General features: G+C 60.8%; 19 protein-coding genes and 1 pseudogene. 5 read left to right on the forward strand and 15 right to left on the reverse strand.

What is annotated here, in order from left to right; genetic code table 11:
• Positions 1–124: 124 nt before the first annotated feature.
• The 12 genes and pseudogenes from JQC81_RS33555 to JQC81_RS28175 form a co-directional block, all read right to left on the reverse strand.
• Positions 125–865, reverse strand: a pseudogene (locus JQC81_RS33555) (IS3 family transposase); the annotation flags it as partial.
• Between the two features lie 123 nt (positions 866–988).
• Positions 989–1,360 (reverse strand): hypothetical protein, encoded by a 372-nt coding sequence (locus tag JQC81_RS28125; protein ID WP_203275094.1) that lies wholly within the window; start codon positions 1,358–1,360, stop codon positions 989–991.
• Between the two features lie 12 nt (positions 1,361–1,372).
• Positions 1,373–2,569 carry a sulfite oxidase gene (locus JQC81_RS28130; RefSeq protein WP_312887600.1) on the reverse strand — a complete coding sequence of 399 codons (1,197 nt, stop codon included), beginning with the start codon at positions 2,567–2,569 and terminating at the stop codon, positions 1,373–1,375.
• A 296-nt stretch (positions 2,570–2,865) separates the two neighbouring features.
• Positions 2,866–4,086 carry an LL-diaminopimelate aminotransferase gene (locus tag JQC81_RS28135; RefSeq protein ID WP_203275096.1) on the reverse strand — a complete coding sequence of 407 codons (1,221 nt, stop codon included), beginning with the start codon at positions 4,084–4,086 and terminating at the stop codon, positions 2,866–2,868.
• 131 nt (positions 4,087–4,217) lie between these two features.
• Entirely contained in the window at positions 4,218–4,436 is a 219-nt protein-coding gene (locus tag JQC81_RS28140; RefSeq protein WP_203275097.1) for a hypothetical protein, read from the reverse strand.
• Positions 4,437–4,520: 84 nt separating this feature from the next.
• Positions 4,521–5,564 carry a phosphate acetyltransferase gene (pta, locus tag JQC81_RS28145; protein ID WP_203275098.1) on the reverse strand — a complete coding sequence of 348 codons (1,044 nt, stop codon included), beginning with the start codon at positions 5,562–5,564 and terminating at the stop codon, positions 4,521–4,523.
• Positions 5,565–5,629: 65 nt separating this feature from the next.
• On the reverse strand, positions 5,630–7,405 hold the full coding sequence (gene xsc / locus JQC81_RS28150) for a sulfoacetaldehyde acetyltransferase (RefSeq protein WP_203275099.1): 1,776 nt from the start codon (positions 7,403–7,405) through the stop codon (positions 5,630–5,632).
• 47 nt (positions 7,406–7,452) lie between these two features.
• The gene (locus JQC81_RS28155) at positions 7,453–8,850 is read right to left on the reverse strand and encodes an NAD(P)/FAD-dependent oxidoreductase (RefSeq protein WP_203275100.1); all 1,398 of its coding nucleotides are present in this window, start codon (positions 8,848–8,850) and stop codon (positions 7,453–7,455) included.
• Between the two features lie 39 nt (positions 8,851–8,889).
• Entirely contained in the window at positions 8,890–9,279 is a 390-nt protein-coding gene (locus JQC81_RS28160; protein ID WP_210347299.1) for a nuclear transport factor 2 family protein, read from the reverse strand.
• Between the two features lie 107 nt (positions 9,280–9,386).
• On the reverse strand, positions 9,387–10,727 hold the full coding sequence (locus JQC81_RS28165) for a TRAP transporter large permease (protein ID WP_203275101.1): 1,341 nt from the start codon (positions 10,725–10,727) through the stop codon (positions 9,387–9,389).
• Between the two features lie 36 nt (positions 10,728–10,763).
• A complete protein-coding gene (locus JQC81_RS28170; protein ID WP_203275102.1) occupies positions 10,764–11,312 on the reverse strand; it encodes a TRAP transporter small permease in 549 nt (182 codons plus the stop codon).
• 72 nt (positions 11,313–11,384) lie between these two features.
• Positions 11,385–12,398, reverse strand: a complete 1,014-nt coding sequence (locus JQC81_RS28175; RefSeq protein WP_203275103.1) for a TRAP transporter substrate-binding protein — start codon at positions 12,396–12,398, stop codon at positions 11,385–11,387.
• Between the two features lie 168 nt (positions 12,399–12,566).
• Here JQC81_RS28175 and pdxR point away from each other — a divergent pair, with 168 nt between their 5' ends.
• Positions 12,567–14,045, forward strand: coding sequence for a MocR-like pyridoxine biosynthesis transcription factor PdxR (pdxR, locus tag JQC81_RS28180; protein WP_376772470.1), 1,479 nt, complete (start codon positions 12,567–12,569; stop codon positions 14,043–14,045).
• A gap of 79 nt (positions 14,046–14,124) precedes the next feature.
• Here pdxR and JQC81_RS28185 read toward each other — a convergent pair whose 3' ends face one another.
• Positions 14,125–15,138, reverse strand: coding sequence for a YeiH family protein (locus JQC81_RS28185; protein WP_203275105.1), 1,014 nt, complete (start codon positions 15,136–15,138; stop codon positions 14,125–14,127).
• A gap of 97 nt (positions 15,139–15,235) precedes the next feature.
• Here JQC81_RS28185 and JQC81_RS28190 point away from each other — a divergent pair, with 97 nt between their 5' ends.
• A complete protein-coding gene (locus JQC81_RS28190; RefSeq protein WP_210347300.1) occupies positions 15,236–16,120 on the forward strand; it encodes a LysR family transcriptional regulator in 885 nt (294 codons plus the stop codon).
• A 932-nt stretch (positions 16,121–17,052) separates the two neighbouring features.
• A complete protein-coding gene (locus tag JQC81_RS28195; RefSeq protein ID WP_203275106.1) occupies positions 17,053–17,652 on the forward strand; it encodes a DUF2231 domain-containing protein in 600 nt (199 codons plus the stop codon).
• Here JQC81_RS28195 and JQC81_RS28200 read toward each other — a convergent pair.
• Positions 17,630–18,379 carry a sulfite exporter TauE/SafE family protein gene (locus tag JQC81_RS28200; RefSeq protein ID WP_203275107.1) on the reverse strand — a complete coding sequence of 250 codons (750 nt, stop codon included), beginning with the start codon at positions 18,377–18,379 and terminating at the stop codon, positions 17,630–17,632. The genes JQC81_RS28195 and JQC81_RS28200 overlap by 23 nt on opposite strands.
• Before the next feature lie 550 nt (positions 18,380–18,929).
• On the opposite strand from JQC81_RS28200, the gene JQC81_RS28210 reads away from it, so the two are divergent.
• Together JQC81_RS28210 and JQC81_RS28215 are read left to right on the forward strand one after the other, a co-directional pair.
• The gene (locus JQC81_RS28210; protein WP_203275108.1) at positions 18,930–19,622 is read left to right on the forward strand and encodes an ankyrin repeat domain-containing protein; all 693 of its coding nucleotides are present in this window, start codon (positions 18,930–18,932) and stop codon (positions 19,620–19,622) included.
• Between the two features lie 265 nt (positions 19,623–19,887).
• A complete protein-coding gene (locus tag JQC81_RS28215; RefSeq protein ID WP_203275109.1) occupies positions 19,888–20,814 on the forward strand; it encodes a LysR family transcriptional regulator in 927 nt (308 codons plus the stop codon).
• Between the two features lie 62 nt (positions 20,815–20,876).
• Here the strand turns inward: JQC81_RS28215 and JQC81_RS28220 are convergent.
• On the reverse strand, positions 20,877–21,589 hold a 713-nt coding region (locus tag JQC81_RS28220), incomplete at its 5' end, for a cbb3-type cytochrome c oxidase subunit I (RefSeq protein ID WP_203275110.1).

The following is a 21,589-nucleotide window of genomic DNA, read 5'->3' on the forward strand; positions in this document are numbered from 1 at the left end:
CACCATCACCGCACAGGATGCCCGAGGCTGGATCAGGCACGCCGGCTATGCCCTACACTGATCCGCAATTCGCTTTAGTTGGCGATGATTGTCGGATGGCCAGCGCCTCCAGCGCAAGCCCCTAGTGCAGCCAGTCACTCCCCGCGCAACCGACCACCCGCCGGGCAAACAGATCGAGGGTCACGGCCAGATACAGCCAGCCCTCGTTTGTCCATACGTGCGAGATATCTGCGGCCCACTTCTGGTTCGGGCGCTCAGCCGAGAAGTCCTGCTCGAGGAGATTGGAGCGACCCAGAAGGCATGGCCGCTGTCGGTGGTGCGCTCGAACCGCCGCTTCTGCACGGCTTGGAGGCCATTCTCGCGCATCAGTTGGGCAGTCCGGCGGCGTCTGACGGGCAGCCCTTTATCCTGCAACTCGCGGGTCATGCGCAGGCTGCCATAGGTGCCATGGGAGCGGGCAAAAGCCGAGCGAATAGGGGCCGACAGCACCAGGTCCTCCCGTTGTCGAGGACCGACCGGACAGCTTCCCCAAGCAAAGTAACCGCTTTGGCTAACCCAAGAGTTTGCATAGGTGTTAAATGGGGAATTCCCCTTGCGCCGCATCGATGAGCTGGAGCCTCATCGCTTCCCCTCTTTGGCGAGAAAGCCGCAGCCTTCTTCAGAATCTCCCACTCCCGGCGCAGGATCTCGGTTTCGCGCCGCAGCCGCTTCAATTCGGCCGCCATGTCCTCCTGGCCGACCTCGGGCGGATCATCGACCTCGTGCTCACGGCGACGGTTGATCAGTAGCGCAGAATCGACAGGCCGATCCCAAGCTCCTCGGCAATCGCCCGTTGGCTGCAGCCGCGGGTCAGGGCGAGCCGCACCGCCTCATCCTGAAAACACTTTCGTAAAGCGCATGTGTTGCATAGAGCCCCTCCTGCTTCAGGAGGGGCTCTCCATTGTGTCAAAGCAAGTCGAAGCTTTGCATTGGCCCGCATTCCGCCGAGTTATTGCGGCGCGAACGGGTTCCTGAACCCGCCTGTCCGCGCCGGCGCCTTAGGTGGGTGATGCGCGGCGAGGTAGTCGAGGATCAGGTCGCGGTCCGCGCCCTGGATATCGGGCATGCCGTGGCGCTCCGTCATCCAGGTCATCGTCTCGTCCCACTTATCCCGCGTCATGCCCTGGTTCGACACCAGCCTGTAGCCGTGGCACGCTGTGCACAGGCCAAAAGTCTCATCGCGTCCGGGCCCCTCCGGCAGGTCCTCGACCTGCTCGTCCTTAGGCGTGAAGGCAAGCGCGGGCCCCTGCTGGGCCTGTGTGGGGGCAAAAGACGCTGATGCCGCCAAGGCAAGCATTGGCAGCCAGTAGAACAGCCGCATGATCAATGATCCTTACCCTACCAGGACGGCCACCCGGTGCATGGCGTTACCGCCATAGCCCTGCGGGTTCCAGTCATGTGTGACAGGCGGCTGCATCCGGCCGTTCGAATCCGTGGCACGCGTCCAGATCTCATAGTAGCCGTCGGATTGGAGACCCACAGTGGCCGTCCACCGATTCCAATCGTAGCGGTTGCGGGTGGGTGCCAGCGTCGCCTGCGTCCAGGTCTGGCCCGCATCCGTCGAGACGTCGACGCGGGACACCGTGAGATCGCCCGCCCAGGCGGCGCCGCGCAGGGCGACCTCCCGCGTCCCCGCCGGCAGCTTCGTGCCGTTGGCTGGAGCGGTGATGATGCTGCGCACGGGCATGGACTCGAGGATGCGGAAGTCCTTCTCGTCCGCCTTGCCGCCCGGCACCATGGGTTTGTTCGGCACCCTATAGGAGGTGCCGGTCATGCCCTGGCCGTCGTGCTCGCGGTCGCGGATCGTGATCCGGGTCAGCCACTTGTGCGACAGCGACCCCGGCCAGCCCGGGATGACCAGGCGCAGCGGTCCGCCGTGGATATTGGGCAGGGGTTCGCCATTCATGGCGTAGACGATCAGGCTGTGCGGCTCCATCGCCTTGGCGATGGGCATGCCGCGCGAGAGTGCTTCCTTCGTCGTGTCGCCCGACAGGTGCGGGTCGGCGCCGTAGTGGGCGGTGTATTTCGCCGTGTCCTTCAACCCCGCAGCCTGGAGCACCTCAGCCAGCGGGATGCCGGTCCACTCGGCGCAGCCAGCGCCGCCATTCGTCCATTGATTGCCTCTGGCCTGCGGCTGAAAGAACGAGCGGCCATTGCCGCCGCATTCGAGCACCATACGGTAGGTTCTGGGCTGGAAGCGGGACTTCAGCTCGGCGAGCGTCAGCTCAAGCCGGTTGTTGACCTCGCCGTCAACTGTGAGCTTCCAGGCATCCGGATCCGCCGCGGCCTCCGGGATCTGACCGTTGTTGCGGATGAAGAACTTCGAGATTGGGGTGGTCTCGTCGTCGAGCAGGTGCTCAGGCGTTTCGGCAACCAACGGCCGCTCGCCGAGAACGACGAGGCCCTTCTCCTTACCGGGATAGTCGAGGGGCTGTGATCCCGAAGACTGAGCCGCTCCGCCGGATGCGGGAGCCCCTTGCGCCAGGGCTGAGGGGATCAGTGCGCCTGACACACTCAAAGAAGTTGGCACCGTGGCCGCTGCTGCTCCGATGCCTACTAAGCTAGCGGTGCTCAAGAAAGTACGTCGACTAACATCTGTACTTTCCCAATCGTCAGCGCCCGATTCTCCGATAAACGACTTGTTCTCTTGTGTCATGGCGTACCTCCGCAAGTTCCAGTCGTGCTCAGGCATATCGCTGCCTTACCTAATACATTGCAGAACGAACGTATCCGCCTGTAAGGAGAAGGGGCAGCTTTCCTTAATCCTGATCTTTACGTGTCCTGCTATCAATTGGCTGGAATGGATCGGGTATAAACAGGACAATCCTAACCTGTTCGCGCGATTGGCACCACGTTGTTGAGCGTCTGATCCGCTTGATCGAAGAACTTGCGGATGTTGCGGGCGGCCTGGCGGATGCGCTGCTCGTTTTCAACCAGCGCGATGCGGACGTAATCGTCGCCGTGCTCGCCGAAGCCGATGCCGGGCGCCACCGCCACGTCGGCCTTCTCCACCAGGAGCTTGGAAAATTCGAGGCTGCCCATGGACCGGAATTTCTCCGGAATCTGCACCCAGGCGAACATGGAGGCGGTCGGCACCGGCACGGTCCAGCCGGCCTTCCCGAAGGAATCGACCATCACGTCCCGGCGGCGCTTGTAGGTGGCGCGCATCTCGCGGATGCAGTCGTCCGGCCCATTCAGCGCGGCGGTGGCGGCCACCTGCACCGGCGTGAAGGCGCCGTAGTCGAGATAGGATTTCACGCGGGCGAGAGCCGCTAGGAGCCGCTCGTTGCCCACAGCGAAGCCGATGCGCCAGCCGGGCATGGAGAAGGTCTTGGACATGGAGGTGAACTCCACCGCCACGTCCATGGCGCCGGGCACCTGGAGAATCGAGGGCGGCGGGTTCGCCTCGTCGAAATAGACCTCTGAATAGGCGAGATCCGACAGCAGGATCAGCTCATGCTTCTTCGCGAAGGCCACAAGATCCCTGTAGAAATCCAGGGAGGCCACATAGGCGGTCGGGTTCGACGGGTAACAGACCACCAGCGCCACGGGCTTGGGGATCGAATGCGCCACGGCCCGCTCTGCAGCCGCGAAAAAGTCGGGGGTCGGCTCGGCCGGAACGGACCGGATGACGCCGCCTGCCATGAGGAACCCGAAAGCGTGGATCGGGTAGCTCGGGTTCGGCACCAGGATCACATCGCCGGGTTCGGTGATGGCCTGGGCCATGTTGGCGAAGCCTTCCTTGGAGCCGAGGGTCGCCACCACCTGGGTGTCCGGATTGAGCTTCACGCCGAAGCGGCGCTCGTAATAGCCGGCCTGGGCCCGGCGCAGGCCGCCGATGCCCTTGGAGGCCGAGTACCGGTCGGTGCGGGGCTTGCCCACGGTCTCGACGAGCTTGTCGATGACGTGCTGCGGGGTCTGAAGATCCGGATTGCCCATCCCTAAGTCGATGATGTCGGCCCCATTGGCCCGGGCAGCGGCCTTGATGCGGTTGACTGGCTCGAAGACATAAGGCGGAAGGCGCTTGATCCGGTAGAAATCAGACATGACCTTGTTCCCGTCGGAGGCAGCAGAGAAAAGGAGCGTTGTGGTGGTAGCATTGGAATAGCAGCCCGTGAGCGCCAATCAGTTTTCCGTTCAGCGCCCAAACCGATCACAATGTAGGGCGACCTACCTCATCAAGGATCAAAAATAACTATCCCCTCTGCATTTTTCGCATTCTTGATTGCAGTTTCGGTTTTATGTCCTTCGACGGCCGCGAACGCCATTCTTAAGGCAGATCTCAGGTTGAATGGCTCTTGGATCTGCACCATCCCCGTTTCTCCAGTGAGCAGAACTTGGTTGTTAATTGAAGCCGTGAAGGCGGCGACCGCAATCGTTTCTTCGTCCGTGGTCATTCAATGTTCCCCTATTCATTAACAGGTCACGAAAGCCGTGACTTACCATGTGGACATAACGTGGCTGTGCTGAGCACGACGCCCTCAAACAGCTTCGGCCCGATGCAGTTCCGATTTCTCTTGCGCTTGTTTCTGACGTGAAGCTTGGAGGCTTGTGACGGCGATCATGTGGTAGACGTCATCAGGGGTGCAGCCACGCGACAGGTCATTTGCTGGCTTGGCAAGCCCCTGCAGGATCGGACCGATCGCCTTGGCCCCGCCAATCCGCTGCGCGATCTTGTAGCCGATGTTCGCGGCCTCCAAGTTAGGAAAGACCATCACGTTCGCTGCGCCGCCGGTCATCGAGCCCGGCGCCTTGACTGCGTTGACCGCCTCCACGAACGCAGCGTCGAATTGCAGCTCGCCGTCGATCGCCAGCGATGGATCCGATGCTCTGGCAAGGCGCGTCGCCTCGACAACCTTGCTGACGCGCTCATGTTTTGCACTGCCGCTGGTTGAGAAGGACAGCAGCGCAACCTTGGGCTCTTGACCTGTCAGCGCCCGATAGGACTGTGCAGAGGCCGTGGCGATGTCCGCCAACTCCGCAGCGTTCGGCTCCACCACCAGCCCGCAATCTGCAAACACAAACGCGCCTTTCTTGGCGTGATGCGGCTCACAGAACATCATCAGGAAGAAGCTTGACACAATCCGGCTCTCCGGTGCCGGCCCGATGATCTGCAGCGCGGCACGCACGGTATCCGCCGTGGTGGCCACCGCTCCCCCGATGGTGCCGTCCGCGTCGCCATGGCGCACCATCATCGCCGCATAGTTGAGCGGATTGCTCATTGCCGCAACAGCCGCCGGCCGGCTCATCCCCTTGTGCCGACGCAGCTCCTCATAACAGGCTGCATAGCGCTCTTGGCGAGGGGAAACGGCAGGGTCCTCGATGGTGAAGGCCGTCAAGTCACCGCACTGCCTTTCAACTTCGTTCCGGATCCTGTCGGCGCGTCCGATCAGGATCGGTCGAGCAAGGCCCTCTCTGACCGCCCGGATGGCAGCTTCGACGACTCGCGGATCTTCCCCCTCCGCAAGGGCGATGCGTTGTGGGTTAGCGCGGGCAGCTTCGATGAGGGCGTCAAGCGGTTTCATTCCAGAACCTTGAAGCGAGCAGGTTTGATAGGGGCAGGCTGGAGTGGCCTGCCCCTGATGTTGTCCTAGGCGGCTTGCTGGGGCTGCATGTCCGCCGCATCGATGCCCGCGACCACAACCGGCTTCTTCATGGCATCTCGCCGGAACGGCTCCCCCAACTCCTGGTTCAGGATGACCTCGATGAAGGTGGTTACACCCCTCGCCTGCTCTTCGCACGCTTGGCGCAGCGCGTGGACAAGGGCGTCCTGCGTATCGACGGTCACGCCCTTCAGCCCACAACCCTCCGCCACCTTGGCGTAGCTCAGATTGGGATTGAGCTCGGTCCCGACGAAGTTGTTGTCGTACCAGAGTGTCGTGTTACGCTTCTCCGCCCCCCACTGATAGTTGCGGAAGATCACCATGGTGATCGCTGGCCATTGATCGCGCCCGATCGAGGTCATCTCATTCATCGAGATACCGAACGCACCGTCGCCGGCAAACCCGACCACCGTCGTATCGGGGCAGCCGATCTTGGCGCCGACGATTGCCGGAAAGCCGTAGCCGCAGGGGCCGAACATGCCGGGAGCCAAATACTTGCGCCCTTCCGCAAAGGTCGGATAGGCATTGCCGATGGCGCAATTGTTGCCGATGTCGGTCGAGATGATGGCCTCATCCGGCAGAGCCACCTGGATCGCACGCCAGGCCTGACGCGGCGACATCCGGTGGCGGTCTCTCGCACGCGCTTCCTCGTTCCAACTCGTGCCCGGATCGTCATCCTCGTGGTCCATAGACGAGAGTTGTTGCAGCCAGGATGACTTCGTCTGGTGAATGCGGGCCCTGCGCTCGTCGCGACCGGTATCGCCGGCAGTCTCCGAGAGTTGCTCCAGCAGCTGCTGCGCCACCTGCTTGGCATCGCCGCAAATGCCGACCGTCACCTTCTTCGTTAGCCCAATACGATCCGGGTTGATGTCGACCTGGATAATCTTCGCATTCTTGGGCCAATAGTCGATGCCGTAGCCAGGGAGCGTGGAGAAAGGATTGAGCCGGGTGCCCAGTGCCAAAACCACATCAGCCTGAGCAATCAGCTCCATGGCCGCCTTGGAGCCGTTGTAGCCGAGCGGACCCACGGCCAGACGATGATCGCCCGGGAAGGCATCGTTGTGCTGATAGCCGGAGCAGACGGGCGCATCCAGCCGTTCGGCCAGGGCAACCGACTCGGGGATGGCACCGCCGATGACGACCCCTGCGCCATTCAGGATGACCGGGAACTTGGCCTCGGAGAGCAGTTGAGCCGCCGCCGCAATCGCGCTCTTGCCGCCTGCCGGCCGCTCCAGACGCACGATCTGCGGCAAATCCACATCGATGACTTGGGTCCAGAAGTCACGCGGGATGTTGATCTGGGCGGGGGCACAGCCGCGCCACGCCTTCTCGATCACTCGGTTAAGGACCTCAGGAATGCGCGAGGCATCCCGCACCTCCTCCTGATAGCAGACTGAATCCTCGAACAGGGACATCTGGGGCATCTCCTGGAAGCCACCTTGTCCGATGGTCTTGTTGGCGGCCTGCGGCGTCACCAGCAGCATGGGCGTGTGGTTCCAATAGGCTGTTTTGACAGCCGTCACGAAGCCGGTCACCCCGGGCCCATTCTGGGCGATCGCCATAGCCATTTTGCCGGTTGCACGGATGTAACCATCACAGATCAGGCCAGCGTTGGTTTCGTGTGCACAGTCCCAGAAGGTGATGCCGGCCTTCGGAAACAGGTCCGATACCGGCATCATGGCCGAGCCGATGATGCCAAAGGCATGCTCAATGCCATGCATCTGCAAAACCTTCACAAATGCTTCTTCAGTCGTCATTTTCATGGTAGATATCCTTTCTTAGAACCACGTTTTTGAGGCACCCGCAGGTGCTACAGCTTTTCATCCTTGAGCGCGTACCAGTGGTACATTGCTCGTTGGCCAATTCGCCGGAATGGCGTCAGCGGCCCATGGCTGGGAAGAGGAGATTTGAAGATCGGCAGGTCGATCGGGGGCTCACCGACGACCAGTTGCGCCAGTCGACGCCCAGCCTGAGCCGAGTACATGACGCCGTTGCCGCCATACCCCATGGCGTAATAGATTGTCTGTGTCGGATCGGGCTGGAAGATGCGCGGCATCATATCGTGACTCACGTCGACCCAGCCCCACCATGAATAGTCGAGATCGATCCCGCGCAGCGTGGGAAACTTGCGATAGAGACCCTCAACCAACAGGCTCAGGTGCCGTGGGTTATCCGCGTCCGCACCAGTAATTGCGCTGCGACTTCCAATCTGCACCCGTCCGTCCGGCAAGAGCCGGTAGTAGTGGCGAAGCGTGCGGGAATCAGTCAGCACCAGCCTTGTCTTGAACCCGCAGGCTTCAAGCTCCTGCGCTGTGAGTGGGCGAGTGACTACCGAATTGGATAGCACTGGCATGAGACGGTGCTTCGTGAGACGGTGCATCCCTGGTGATGTATACGCAGCTGTTGCAATAGCGACCGAGCGGGCACGAACGGTACCACCAGGTGTCGTGAGGTAGTGAATCCCGCCCTTCGTCTGCCAGCCGGTAACCGGGCTGCCAGGATGGACCCTAGCGCCGAGCCTACGGGCCATGGAAAGATAGCCGAAAGCAAGCTTGGCGGCATGAACACCTATTCCATCCGGCTCAAACATGGCACCAGCGGCTTCCTGATCTCGCAGGTACTCGCGGTGAACTTCCTCCCTGCCCAAAATCCTCGTGCCATAGCCGAACGTGCGATTGAGAACCTGTGACTCCGCCTCAAGGGCCGGCATCATTTTTGCCTTGTGAGCAATGTAGAGATGACCACCATCCTGCGGCTCGCAGTCGAACTCGCCTGAATAGATCAGCGATCGAAACAGATCGAAGGCATCCGCAATTTCAGCATGCATCTTTTGGGCGACGTCTACGCCCCAGCGCTCGATCCACTGGGAGCGCTTCAACCGCCCGGACGAGATCTGCGCCTGGCCACCATTGCGGGTGCTACAGCCCCAGGCAACGCTGTTAGCCTCCAGAACAGTCGCCTTGACGCCGTATTCCTTGGCCAGATGAATAGCGCAGGACAAGCCCGTGTACCCCGAGCCGATGACAACGACGTCGGCATCGAGGTCAGCGGCAATTGGGCCGTCGTCTTCCGGAGGATTTCCGGCGGTAGCAATCCAGTAGGTTGGGCAATAATCCCGGTAGCGCCCCGGTCCTTCGTCGACTATCGGGTCGTATGCAGGATCGTATTGGTCCTTCGGCGCTTTCGCCCGGGTCATCTCAGTGAGCATCGCGATATCCTCACGCACGTCGAACGTTCGGTTTAGGAGTTAGCCAGCAAGGAGCGGACGGCTCTTGCGGAATGCCTGCTTATGAATGATGCGACCGTCGCGCAGCCGGAACAGGTCCGCTCCTTGCGCCTCGACGCGGCTTCCATCTCTGTTCGTGCCTGTGAAGGTCCACTCGGAGACGGCGCGGTCTCCGCAAACTAAATGTCCATGATGGTCCCAGTGTGCGTCGGGCATTGTTGCCCATACGCCCGAGAACGCGCCAGCGATTGCTTCAACACCTATAAAGCGCGTGCCGTAAACCTCTGCTCCGGAGACGGCGTCGAAGACACAGTCGTCGGCGAAATAGGCCATGACCGCATCAACGTCGTGGCGGTTGAAGGCATCGAATAGATCACTGAGATCACTTTCGTTGATCGATGATAAGCTCATGGAATGATCCTTTCTTTTGCTGCGGGTTCAGGCACAGCTTGCCCTTGCTCTGTCAGGATCATGGACCCCGTCAGAGCGTATTAGTACTTCGGCGGTCGGCAGCGGCGTCAGTAACCGAACATTCGCGGCAGCCAGAGTGAGAGCTGTGGAAATGCCGCGATGGCAGCAATAGCCAAGGTGTTAGCCGCCGCGAAGGGCACGGCTTTCAGCGCGATTTCTTCCAGCGAGACATTCGAGATGCCCGATGCAATGAACAGGTTCTCGCCCAACGGAGGCGTCTGGAATCCGACAGCCAATGTGCAGATCATGACAATTCCGAAGTGAGTCGGATCAATGCCAACGCTGTACGCAACCGGGAGCATGACCGGGACGAGGATCATGATAGCCGCTAACGTCTCCATGAACATTCCGACGAAGAGCAAAAAGCCGATGAAGAGTGCCCAGATCATGAAGATATCGTTCGTCAGCGCGAGAGTGCCCTCTGCAATCAGGGCGGGAATTCGGTTTGACACGAGCAGTCGGCCGAACACAGTCGCTGTAAAGAGAATGAGCAGGACGCGGCCGGTCAGCCAAGTTGTTGTTTCCAGCGAGCGGAAAAGATCTCTCCAGGAGAGCTCGCGGTAGATGAACACTCCGATGACAAGTGTATAGAAGATTGCGACGACCGCGGCTTCCGTCGGGGTAAACCATCCTGAGTAGATGCCGCCGAGGATGATGAACGGTGCCAGCAGAGCCCAGAAGCCTTGATAAACTGCGCTCCCGACCTGACCGACGCTCCAGTTCTCACTTGACCCCCTGTAGCCCTTGCGAGCACTCATGAAGTAATTGAGCGTGAGAAGGCTGGCTGCCACAAGCGCTCCTGGAACGAAGCCCGCGATGAAGAGCTTCGAGATTGACACGGATCCAAACTGGCCGAACTTTTCGATCGCTTCCGGCGGCGCGGTGAATCCGAGTGCCGAGATGCCGAAGATGACCATGGGGATCGATGGCGGAATAACGATGCCCAGACCGCCAGCGGCCGCAGTTAGAGATGATGCGTAGCCGCGATTGTAGCCGCGCTTTGCCATGGCCGGGATCATCAGCATCCCCACCGCTGCTGTTGTGGCCGGGCCAGAGCCGGAAATCGCCCCAAAAAACAGGCAGGCGATGACGGTAGCCGCCCCCATGCCGCCTGTGAATGGCCCCGCCAAACTCTCAGCGACCGTGATAAGACGCTTGGAAATGCCGGCGGCTTCCATCAGCGCCCCTGCGAGAATGAAGGCGGGTAATGCCATCAACGGGAACGAGCCGACGGACGTGAACGCGATCTGAACGAACTGGATCGGGTTTTCCCCAATATAGAGGAATGAAACCAGCGCAGAGATGCCGAGCGCCACGGTAATAGGCGCGCCGATGAGTAGGAGCACGGCAAAGGTGCCGAACAGGATGAGCGTGATCGTTGTTTCCATGGCGAATTCCTCCCGATGCTTCAGTGTGAGTTCCGCCTAGGCGGCCGAGCTGACGCCCACGGGCTTCTGTGCTTTCAACTCGGCCAGATCGATTGCATCCGGGTCGGCGATTTCGACGCCCTTTACCAATTGGCGGTAGTGGACCTGGGCAACCCGTATGGCCATGAGAGTGAAGGCGATCGGAAGGACGAGATAAAAATACTTCATCTCGATGCCCAAAGTTTGAGCTTTCCAGAACTTGTTCATCCGCTTGAAGATGAACTCGAGCGAGAGGTAGACGAAGTAAAAGTTGAAGGCGATCCAGAACAGATCCGCGAAGGCTTCCACATATTTGGCCCCATTACCTGGGAGCATCTTCAGATGAAATGTTACACGGTTGTGTGCGTTCAGTTTAGCAGCGTAGCTGGCGCCGAAAAAGGCAAACCAGACGAACAGGATGACTGAAAGCTCCTCGATCCAGGAGATCGAATGCTCGAAGAGCTGGCGTGCAACAATTTGTGTGAACAGGAGGCCGACGAAGGTCGCGAGCAAAGTCCGGCAGATGTAACTCTCGATGTTGTCGATGAAGGTTCGGATGCGGCTCATGGCACAATTCCTCGTTGGAGGGCGCGCGAACCCGCCCTCCCGATCCGTTTCGATGCGAATGTCCGTCTTGGCCTATTGAACCGTGTTGCGGCCGAGTACCTTGAGCGCGGCATTGAGCTTTTCTGCGCCGCCGATGCTCTCGTAGAACTTTGGCCATACGGCTTTGGTCGCGAGGGAAATGAATTCCGCTTCATTTCCAGCCGGGTCGCTGATTTTCATCCCCCGGGCCGTGAGCTCGGCTTTGATCTCGCTTTCCTTAGTGCGCAGAAATTTGGCGCTGTGCTTTGTCGCCTCTTGGCCAGCCTCAAGGATGGATTTCTGGTCCTGCGCTGACAGATCCTGGAAAACGGATTCGGAGATGATGAGTGGCTCGATTGAGAAGATATACCGGATGTTGGTAACGTACCTCTGGACCTCGTCGAACTTCATCGCGTGCACGGTGATGTACGGATTGTCTTGGCCGTCGACCACCCTCTGCTGCAGCGCAGAGAACGTTTCCGACCAGGCCATGGGTGTCGGGTTGATCCCCCAAGCCTTGTAGGTCTCGATCATGATCTGGTTCTTCGGGACGCGGACGACCAAGCCCTTGAGGTCAGCAACGGATTCGACCGGGCGCTTGGAATTCGTCAGCACCCGGAATCCGGAATATGCCCAGCCGATAATGCGTACGCCGGCGTCGCGGACTGTGTTCTCAATCAACTCTTGACCAATTGGTCCCTGCGTGAGCTTCTCGGCATCCTCGAGGCTGAGGATGACGTAAGGAAGCGTCAGGGTTCCAACTGTCGGTGAGAAGGGTGTCACGTTGTTGATGGCGAGGATCGACATGTCGAGCGTGCCGGTCGCCGCGTTGTTGACCGTGTCCTCTTCCGAGCCAAGTTGACCGTTGAGGAACAGCGTTGCAGTGTGTTTCTTGCCTGTCTTCGCCTCCAGAGCGGCGATGAAGGCCTTTCCGAGTTCGTGCTGCGTGCCGCCTGCACCGTCGCCGACAGCAATTTTGAACGTCTTGGCCAAGGTTGGCGACGCCGCCATGATGGCGATCGTTGCAACGGCGCACGAGATGGCTTTGAGTCTGGTAATGGCGTTCATGGGTTCCTCCGGGTCTAGATGGCCGTCTGGCCGCAGCGCGGGCTGGCTCCATCGCCTGCCTTCTACGCATCCGAGAAGAATGGACTGGGTTCTCGGGCTCTTGTATATCCAGATGGACTCTTGAATAGGTCCAGATGAAGCTGGGTTACAAAATTGCCCTCTAGGTCTATGTCTGAGGCGATCTTCTTCGTCGACAAGACGCGCCGCGGCAGCCTGCAGGCGCAGATCCGCGAGACCGTCGTCTCGGGCATTCTCTCGGGCCGGCTCGTTCCCGGCATGCGTCTACCGTCCACCCGCAGATTGGCCAATTACCTTAAGATCTCCCGGATTACCGTCACGTTGGCCTATCAGGAACTGAGTGCCCAAGGGTACGTCACCGCCTCGGCGCGAAGCGTTTATTCGGTGTCCGAGCGGGCCCCCGTGGGGCGTCTCCAATCAACCGGACCTGTCGGCTCCGACGGCAAAATTGACTGGGAGGCGCGCCTTAGATCGAAGTTCTCGGTTGCGAAGACTATTCGCAAGCCGCTCGACTGGAGGCGCTATCCGTATCCTTTCCTGTATGGTCAAGTCGATCTGTCGTTGTTCGATCTTGCCGCATGGCGCGATTGCACACGGCGCGCTCTCGGGCGCACCGACTTTGAGTTCATGGCCGGCGACTTTGCTTCTGCGGACGACCTGCAACTCGTCAGCTACATCTGCTCCCGAACCCTCCCCCGCAGGGGCATCGAAGCGGGGCAGGATGAGGTCCTCGTGACGGTAGGTGCTCAGAATGCGATCTGGATCGCTATCCAGCTTCTCTTAAAGGGGGGCTCACATGCAGTTTGCGAGAATCCCTGCCACCCCGACATTTATGCTGCACTCAAGCTCAGTGGAGCAAAGGTCACGACGATTGATGTCGATGAGGCTGGATTGCCGCCAGAAGGCCTTCCGGACAATGTCGATGTGGTGGTGGCAACTCCCAGTCATCACTCCCCGACGGGGGTACGGATGCCGATGCAGAGACGTCAGAGGCTCCTCGAACTAGCCGAGCAGCGCGACTTCATCATCATTGAGGACGATTACGAATTCGAAATGAACTTTTTGGCGCCGCCCTCGCCTGCATTGCGATCGCTCGACCGACGCGGGCGGGTGCTCTATGTCGGCAGTTTCTCGAAGTCGCTCTTTCCCGGCTTGCGCCTTGGCTATCTTGTCGCTCCGCCAGCCGTTATCCGGGAGGCCAGAGCCCTAAGAGCCTTGATGCTTCGCCATCCGCCGGGGCACCTGCAACGGACGGCCGCGTATTTTCTCGCCTTGGGCTACTACGACACCGTGGTTGGCCGTATGCGCAGCGAGTACCAGAAGCGTCACCAAGTCATGGCTGCCGCCCTTGAGGCGGAAGGTATGAGGATTGCAGGGCAGTCGAGCTTTGGCGGAACGTCCTTCTGGATCGAAGGGCCTGAAGGGACTGATGCTGACCTTTTATCGCGCGAGTTGAGAGGTGACGGGGTGCTGATCGAGTCGGGATCACCCTTCTTCGCCGGTAAAGAGCAGCCCTGTCGCTATTTCCGCATGGCTTACTCCTCGATTCCGGCAAATAGGATCCGGGAGGGCGTGCATCTTACACGGAGGAAGATGCACGCCCTAATCCAATCGACACCCCAGACGTAGATTCAAAATAGCCGCCTGTTCCCAAAGCACGAGAATAATAAGCAATGCTTTGGCTTTTGCGATGCTCTCGGTGCTCTCCTTAGGAGATATTGAGCAGGCGGATCAGGACCATACTAATACCGATTAGGACGATCAACGACAGGGTGACGCCGAGCGTCACCCGCCCGCCGACGCGGCCGAGCACCTTCAGATCGACCCCCAAGCCTAGGGCCGCCATCGAGATTACGGTCAGGATCGTTGCGAGCGGCATGATGGCCTGCAGCAGCACGTCGGGGATAAGACCCGTCGAGCGTAGGGCCGCAAGAGCCAGAAACCCGATGATGAACCAAGGCACGAAGCGGTTACGGGAGAAGCCCGGGCGAGTTGCCCCGTCACGGCCTATGGCGAGCGAGAGCCCGATGACCACAGGTCCCAGCATGAGTACCCGCACCAGCTTCACCAGGGTGCCGAGCTGAGTACTGACCATGCCGACTGGCAGGGTGGCAGCGAGCACCTGCGGCACCGCATAGACCGCGAGCCCCGCCAGTACGCCATACTGCGTCTCCGACAGGCTGAACAGTGGCACGAGAAGCGGTAGGGCAAGCACCACGATTACACCGAGGATCGCCGTGAAGGCGATGGAGGTGGCCACGTCCTCCGCCTTCGCGCCGATCACTGGTGCCACCGCCGCGATGGCCGAGTTGCCGCAGATCGAGTTTCCGCAGGCAACCAGCACGGCCATGCGCTTCGGTAAACCGAGGCCTCGGCAAAGGCCATAGCTCGCTCCGATGGCCAAAGCGACAACGATCGCGATGCCAAGGATCAAGCTGAAGCCTGCCTGCACCACAGCTTGGAAGCTGATTGACGCCCCGAGCAGCACAACAGCGATCTCAAGGAGGATTTTGGCCGAGAAGCCAATCCCTGGTGTCCAGCGGGACCCTGGCGTCCAAGCTGTCCGCAAGATCGTGCCAAGCAAGATCGCAATCACCAGCGCTTCAAGCCAAGGACGCCCGGTCCAAGCCTCTTCAATGTGCTCCAGCCCGATGGCCGCGAGCGCTATAGCCGTGCATAACAATGTTCCGGGAAGCACAACAGTTAGACGGCGCGCGATCACTTCACTCGTCCTCGATGAAAGGTACTCCTATTGACCTTTGTCCATGAGATAACGCAAATACATTACTTTCATCATGGCATAACCATAGGTTATAGAATTGAACCTTCACCTGCTCAGATTGTTTGCCGCAGTCGTACAGCATCGGAGCTTCTCTCGTGCGGCCGAGGCCCTCTTCATTAGTCAACCAGCGGTTTCAAAAGGCGTGCGGGAACTGGAGGCGCAGCTAGGCAGCCCTCTGCTTGAGCGTGGTCCAGGTGGCGTGCACCTGACAGAGGCTGGAAACCTGCTCATCAAGCATGCACGAGCGTTGTTCGCCGCCGAGCAGGCTGCTCAGGAGGCACTTGATGCATTGCGAGGCCTCCACGGTGGTAGTCTTCGTATTGGGGCGTCGACCACGATCGCAGCCTATTTCCTCCCTCCCCTATTGGGTACATTCCACCGCGCCCATCCGGAAATCGAGCTCCGGCTTACCAGTGCCAACACGTCAACAGTGACAGATTTGCTGCTGCAACGAGAGTTGGACGTAGCTTTCGTTGAAGGTCCGATTGAATCGGCAGAAATCATCGTCACACCATGGCGCAGTGATGAGTTGGGATTCTTTATTTCGGTAGACCATCCGCTCGCCGTAACGGAACAACCCGTCCCAGCCGTCGCATTGGCAAACGAAACCATGGTCCTTCGTGAGGTGGGTTCGGGAACACGCGATGTAGTCTGGGACGCTCTGACAACGTCCGGTATAATGCCCCGACGAACCTTGCAAGTCGGCAGTAATGAGGCAATAGCCCGTGTAGTCGCCGCAGGATTAGGTGTTGGAATCATGTCATCGGCTGTCGCAGCCGATCATGTAGCACTGGGCCGTCTGACGAAGCTTTCAGTTGACCGGGTGACGATCCGGCGATCCTTGACACGCCTCTCATTGCCCAACCGCCAGCCAAGTCCAGCTAGCATCGCCTTTGATCGTTTGTTGGATGCTCGAGCCTGACGGCGGACCAGCTTCGGACCATGACGTAGTAGAAGCAGTAGAGCCACAGCCGCGCCCACTCAAGAAGATCCAACGCAGCCGTCAATGCATGCAGCTGTTGGTCACAAGCGGTCTGGCGAAAGCCTCCGGTGCCGGAGATCCTCCTGCCAGCTGAACAGGCTCGTCCGAGATTTGAGAGAGTCACGCTTTGGGTGTACACGATCCCAACCCGCTATGAATGGCCAGACCGGCTGTGCCAAGCGGGCATAGCCTAAGCGAGTGTCTGACTGCCTCCCGGCATGGCAGCCGACGTGAGCCGGAATCCATGCCGCGGGGCCGGTCTGCTGGGTCAGCCGTCGAGCCCGCGCCGATAGTTGAACCGATCGGCGTGGTCTATCACCCAGACGGTGCGGCCGCGCCGGCCAAGTCGTCGAGAAGGATGTCTGCGTATGAATGCCGGCCGGACCGCTTCGCTGTCCAGGCCGCAGCCTCGGGGAAATGGCGCATCGTGTATGTGGATGCTTGCTCTGGCGAGGCAAATCCCTACCCTGATCGTGGGATTGCAGCTAAAGCAAGAGCTGGACGAATGCCCCGCGGCCGTCGCAAGCGCCCTCCCAGTTCAGCAGTGATAGAGGCCTATCCGTAGCCCAACACCTCAATCTTCAATCGGGAGAAGCCTGCAAGGGTTTGGACCTGAGCCCCCGCAGACTGACCGCTCCTGCGCCATTTGAAGCGGAACCTATGCAATGCCCGGCGATTGACGACTGAAGAAGCCTCCTGACCAGACGCCGGGCAAGCAGTTCCCGGTCCATACGACCCGCATCCAGGTCGGGAGGCGGTACCGTCAACGTCGAATATCCAGGATATCATGTCCGGAGCCAAAATGCGGGCGGCGAGACACGGATCGTGATCCTCTCACGGGAGAGGCGATCCCTCTGACTGTGAGGTTTGCGATGCCGATGCGTGTTCATGAAGTCCATCCCGCGCTTGCCCACTTCCCCGTGGCTCTGCTGCCCACGGCCGTGGCAGCCGACCTCATTGGCCGGCTCACCAACAATGACTCGCTAATGGACATGGGACGCCAGCTGATGCCGGTGGCCGCTGCAAGCGTCGCCGCGACGGGGATTGCAGGCTTTGCCGCGCAAGAGGCGGTCAAGACCAGCGATGTCTCGCATGATATCCTGGTCACCCACCGCACCCTCAACATCGGCCTGCTGGCACTGTCGGTGGGCTTGGCAGCGGTCCGTTCGCGCAGCCGGCGGCCAAGCACTGGGTACCTGCTTGCGGGTCTCGCCGGCGCCGCCTTGGTCACGTACTCGGGCTATCTTGGCGGCCGGATGGTTTATGCGCATGGCGTCGGCGTGACCCCTGCCGATGGGATTGAGCCGGAGCGGACGCCCGAGGTGCCCCACGACGGGTTCGGACGGGCCGCACGTGCATCTGCGTCTAACGTCGGCCAGGCCATCAGACACACCGCTCAGGAAATGGCGGAAGGGCAGATCGCCCCGAGATTTCAGGAGCGCCCGCCCGCTAGAGAATCGACCGCAGGATAAGCTCAATCCCGAGCAGCATCAGGCAGATCAGGAACCAACGCCTAAACGCGACGGGACTCACCCTGCTCCGGATCGCTTGTCCCAGCCACATTCCAAGCAGGGCGGGGGCAATCGCGAGGGAGGACATGGCCAAACCGTCGACCTGCAATGCTCCGCGCCACGCCAGACCAGCCGCAAGGGCAATCGTCGAGACCGTAAAGGAAAGCCCCAGTCCCTGGATCAGGTCGTCTTTGCTCAGTCCGAGAGCCTGAAGATAAGGAACAGCAGGAATGACAAACACGCCGGTACCGCCTGTGACCATGCCTGTTGTCAAGCCGATCAGAGGCGACAGCCACTTCTCCACCTCAACAGGCACAGACAGTTGCCGAGCGAGCAGCGTGAAGACGGCATAGATCACGAGGGCGGTACCGAGCCCGGCCGTGGTCCATTGAACATCCCCGCCAGCCAGAATTGATGCACTGCCTACGGTGCCGAGCACAATCCCCAGCATCATGAGCCAGAACCGGCTGACCAGCGCAGTAAAACTCGGGCCAGAGGCCAGCTGCCAGACATTGGTGACGAAGGACGGCACGATCAAAAGTCCGGCGGCCGCGACGGGTGACATGAACGCTCCCAGCAATCCCATAGCCACGGTGGGCAGGCCCATGCCGGTCACTCCTTTGACGACACCGGCAAGGAAGAAGGTCAGACCAATGGAGAGGATCGGCCACAGGGCAAAATCGAGCATGCCCCATCTGCCTATGGGCTGCAGAGTGGCGCAATGCGGATGTTCCACAGCCAGCCTTCGTCCAAGCCGAAGGCAGATGGAGAAGTAGGCCTCTCGCGGGCCCATCGGTCCTGTAACGGCAGCTATCATACTCGATCCAGCTACATCCACCGAGGGGAGGCTGCGAGGCTCATCAGATCGTATGAACTCGCTGCGGACACACCTCGCCGGAGCACTCCTGTTGAAGGCGTCCTCACCCCGTTGAGGCAAGCGGCGCAAAGGCCTACACGGCAGCGTCGGCCCGCAACAACACCATCACCATAATGGAGGACGTAGACAAGAACCCGGCACCCGCCATCTGGCTGCTACCGACGGTTTCCGGCTGCTCGGCGGCGGGGTGCCTGTGAAGGTGGGCGACGAGGTCATCGGGGCCGTGGCCGTCGGGGTGCTCCAGGCGGGCAGCCCGACGAGGAATCTCCGAACGCCGGTCTTGCCACGGTGCAAGCACAACTGCACTAACCGACAACGGTAGCCTGCAACGGTAGGTCACTGCATCAGAGGAGGACGGACCATGACCAACCCATTTGCGCTTATCGGATTGATCGGGATCTTGGCACTGTCCGGAAGCGTGGCCTCCGCGCAGACACCTCCCACACCAACAGAGCTCTCAACTTACCGCGGGCTGCACGCCGCCGCCGCCCAAGGCTCCGTCGATGACATCCGGCGCCTGGCCCAAACGGGAGCCAACCTTAATGCCCGTGACGGCAACGGTCGCACGCCGCTGCATGTGGCGGCGTTCCAGGGACACGGGACGGCGGCCCGGGCCCTGATCGCCGCCGGGGCCGACGCCAGCCTCCTTGACAACCAGCGCTATGACGCCGTGACCATTGCGGCCGTCAAAGACGACGTGCCGATGCTGCGGGCGCTGCTCGCCGCCGGCGCCAGCGCCAAGCTGGTCACCAGCGTCTACGATGGCACGGCGCTGATCGCCGCGGCCCATCTTGGCCACGATGGCATTGTCCGCGAGCTCATCCGCGGCGGCGCGCCGCTCGACCATGTCAACAACCTGGGTTGGACTGCCCTGATCGAGGCGGTGGTCCTCGGCGACGGTGGTGCCCGTCATACAGAAACAGTGCGCGCACTCCTTGAAGCCGGTGCCGATCCCCGGATCTCTGACAGGAACGGGTCAACACCCCTTCAGCTCGCACAGGCCCGCGGGTACACGGGCATGGTGTCCCTGTTGCAAGGGGCCTCACCTCGGTAGAGCCTTGTGGGGCGTTTGACTTCCCCCGTGAAGGGCATATCCTCGGCAGATCATGTTGAGCTTGCCGACATTCAGACGCGGCTTGCATCGCGCAGGTAACCTGATCGCGGGCACTTAGCCCCGGGCTCATTCGGCCGCAGCCGAGCTCGGGGCCTCTACAAGCAACCGGAGTGTCTCCGGACCTCCCGGCCGTCCCGATGGCCAATGCTGCGGCGACTGCCCCACATCAATCCCACGCGTTTCCAGGCCCGTAAAGGATGCCGCCATGGACATCGAACTCGCCCGTACTTTTCTCGCTATTATTGAGGCTGGAAGCTTCGTCCGCGCCGCTGAGCGGCTGAACGTGACCCAAACCACCGTCAGCGCCCGCGTCCGTTCGCTTGAGGATCAGCTCCGGCGACCGGTCTTCCTGCGCAACAAGGCCGGGGTGACCCTGACGGTCGCCGGAGAGCAGTTTCTGCGGTTCGCGCCGACCCTGGTGCAGGTTTGGGAGCGGGCTCGCCATCAGGTCGCGCTTCCGGTGGGACGCCGGGCGGTTATCGCCGCGGGCGGTGAGCTGACGCTTTGGGACCCGCTCCTCCTGAACTGGATGGTGTGGATGAAGCGCACTGCTCCCGACATCGCCCTCCAGACCCAGGTTGGCCTGTCTGACGGCCTGTTGCGCCAGGTCGCCGACGGGGTGCTCGACCTGGCGGTGGTGTACTCACCGAGACAATGGCCAGGGCTGAGGGTCGAGATGCTCACCGAGGAGACGCTCGTCCTGGTCACGACCGATCCGTCAACAGCCTGCGTGTCCGGTCCGGATTACGTGTATGTGGATTGGGGCGCGGACTTCGCGGCCCATCATGGCCTGAACTTTCCGCAGTTCTCCAACCCGGGCCTGTCCATCGGCCTGGGTCCGCTTGGGCTGGACTACATCATCCAGGTCGGTGGAACCGGCTACTTCCGGAAACGCGTGGCCCAGCCCTACCTCGCGAGCGGCCGCCTGCACCTGGTGCCGCATGCCCCTGAATTCCCGCACCCGGCTTATGCAGTGTACCCAGAGGGTGCTGAGAACGATGACCTGGAGGCTGCATTAGCGGGCCTCCGCACGGTTGCTCAGGCGGAGGAGCCCCAGCCCCGTAACGGCTCAGCGCCAGCGGAGTCGGCACGTCATGATATCAATCTCGATGCTCCCGTTCCCGTGGAATGAGGGCCAAGCGCGGCAAGGCGGAGGCTGCACAGGATAGCTGCGGTCAGCGAATCACTGCGTGCTCAGTGATGGGTATCGATCACGCGGGGCAGCGTGTTGAACTGATGGAATGGCGGTGGTGAGGACAGGGTCCATTCCAGCGTCGTCGCACCCTCACCCCAAGGATTGTCGGCGGCCCTCTCCTTGCGCCTGAAAGCATCGATCACACCATACATGAAAACCAACAGGCCGAAGAAGAAGATATAGGCGCCGATGGAGGACACGAGGTTCCACCCGGCAAACGCATCGGGATAATCTGCATAGCGGCGCGGCATGCCGGAGAGGCCGAGGAAGTGCTGCGGGAAGAACAGCACATTGGCGCCGATGAAGGCGATCCAGAAGTGCAGCTTGCCGATCCATTCCGAGTACATGTAGCCGGTGATCTTCGGGAACCAGTAGTACATGCCGGCGAAGATCACGAAGACCGCGCCGAGCGACAGAACGTAGTGGAAGTGAGCCACCACGTAGTAGGTGTCGTGCATATAGCGGTCGATGGGAGCATTCGCCAGCACGACGCCGGTGACGCCGCCCACCGTGAACACGAAGATGAACCCGATGGCCCAGTACATGGCCGCCGTGAAACGGATGGAGCCGCCCCACATGGTGGCGATCCAGGAGAACACCTTCACGCCCGTGGGAACTGCGATCACCATGCTGGAGAACACGAAATAGGCCTGGGTCTGGAGCGAGAGGCCGACGGTGTACATGTGGTGAGCCCACACGACGAATCCCACCA

The organism is Microvirga arabica, assembly GCF_016811235.1.
Taxonomy (GTDB): domain Bacteria; phylum Pseudomonadota; class Alphaproteobacteria; order Rhizobiales; family Beijerinckiaceae; genus Microvirga; species Microvirga arabica.

What these genes read in the sequence shown, in the direction of transcription:
- JQC81_RS28125 (WP_203275094.1), bottom strand. Translation starts at nt 1,360, where the DNA reads ATGCGGCTGTTCTACTGGCTGCCAATGCTTGCCTTGGCGGCATCAGCG.
- JQC81_RS28135 (WP_203275096.1), bottom strand. Translation starts at nt 4,086, where the DNA reads ATGTCTGATTTCTACCGGATCAAGCGCCTTCCGCCTTATGTCTTCGAG.
- JQC81_RS28140 (WP_203275097.1), bottom strand. Translation starts at nt 4,436, where the DNA reads ATGACCACGGACGAAGAAACGATTGCGGTCGCCGCCTTCACGGCTTCA.
- pta (WP_203275098.1), bottom strand. Translation starts at nt 5,564, where the DNA reads ATGAAACCGCTTGACGCCCTCATCGAAGCTGCCCGCGCTAACCCACAA.
- xsc (WP_203275099.1), bottom strand. Translation starts at nt 7,405, where the DNA reads ATGAAAATGACGACTGAAGAAGCATTTGTGAAGGTTTTGCAGATGCAT.
- JQC81_RS28155 (WP_203275100.1), bottom strand. Translation starts at nt 8,850, where the DNA reads ATGCTCACTGAGATGACCCGGGCGAAAGCGCCGAAGGACCAATACGAT.
- JQC81_RS28160 (WP_210347299.1), bottom strand. Translation starts at nt 9,279, where the DNA reads ATGAGCTTATCATCGATCAACGAAAGTGATCTCAGTGATCTATTCGAT.
- JQC81_RS28165 (WP_203275101.1), bottom strand. Translation starts at nt 10,727, where the DNA reads ATGGAAACAACGATCACGCTCATCCTGTTCGGCACCTTTGCCGTGCTC.
- JQC81_RS28170 (WP_203275102.1), bottom strand. Translation starts at nt 11,312, where the DNA reads ATGAGCCGCATCCGAACCTTCATCGACAACATCGAGAGTTACATCTGC.
- JQC81_RS28175 (WP_203275103.1), bottom strand. Translation starts at nt 12,398, where the DNA reads ATGAACGCCATTACCAGACTCAAAGCCATCTCGTGCGCCGTTGCAACG.
- pdxR (WP_376772470.1), top strand. Translation starts at nt 12,567, where the DNA reads ATGTCTGAGGCGATCTTCTTCGTCGACAAGACGCGCCGCGGCAGCCTG.
- JQC81_RS28195 (WP_203275106.1), top strand. Translation starts at nt 17,053, where the DNA reads ATGCCGATGCGTGTTCATGAAGTCCATCCCGCGCTTGCCCACTTCCCC.
- JQC81_RS28200 (WP_203275107.1), bottom strand. Translation starts at nt 18,379, where the DNA reads ATGCTCGATTTTGCCCTGTGGCCGATCCTCTCCATTGGTCTGACCTTC.
- JQC81_RS28210 (WP_203275108.1), top strand. Translation starts at nt 18,930, where the DNA reads ATGACCAACCCATTTGCGCTTATCGGATTGATCGGGATCTTGGCACTG.
- JQC81_RS28215 (WP_203275109.1), top strand. Translation starts at nt 19,888, where the DNA reads ATGGACATCGAACTCGCCCGTACTTTTCTCGCTATTATTGAGGCTGGA.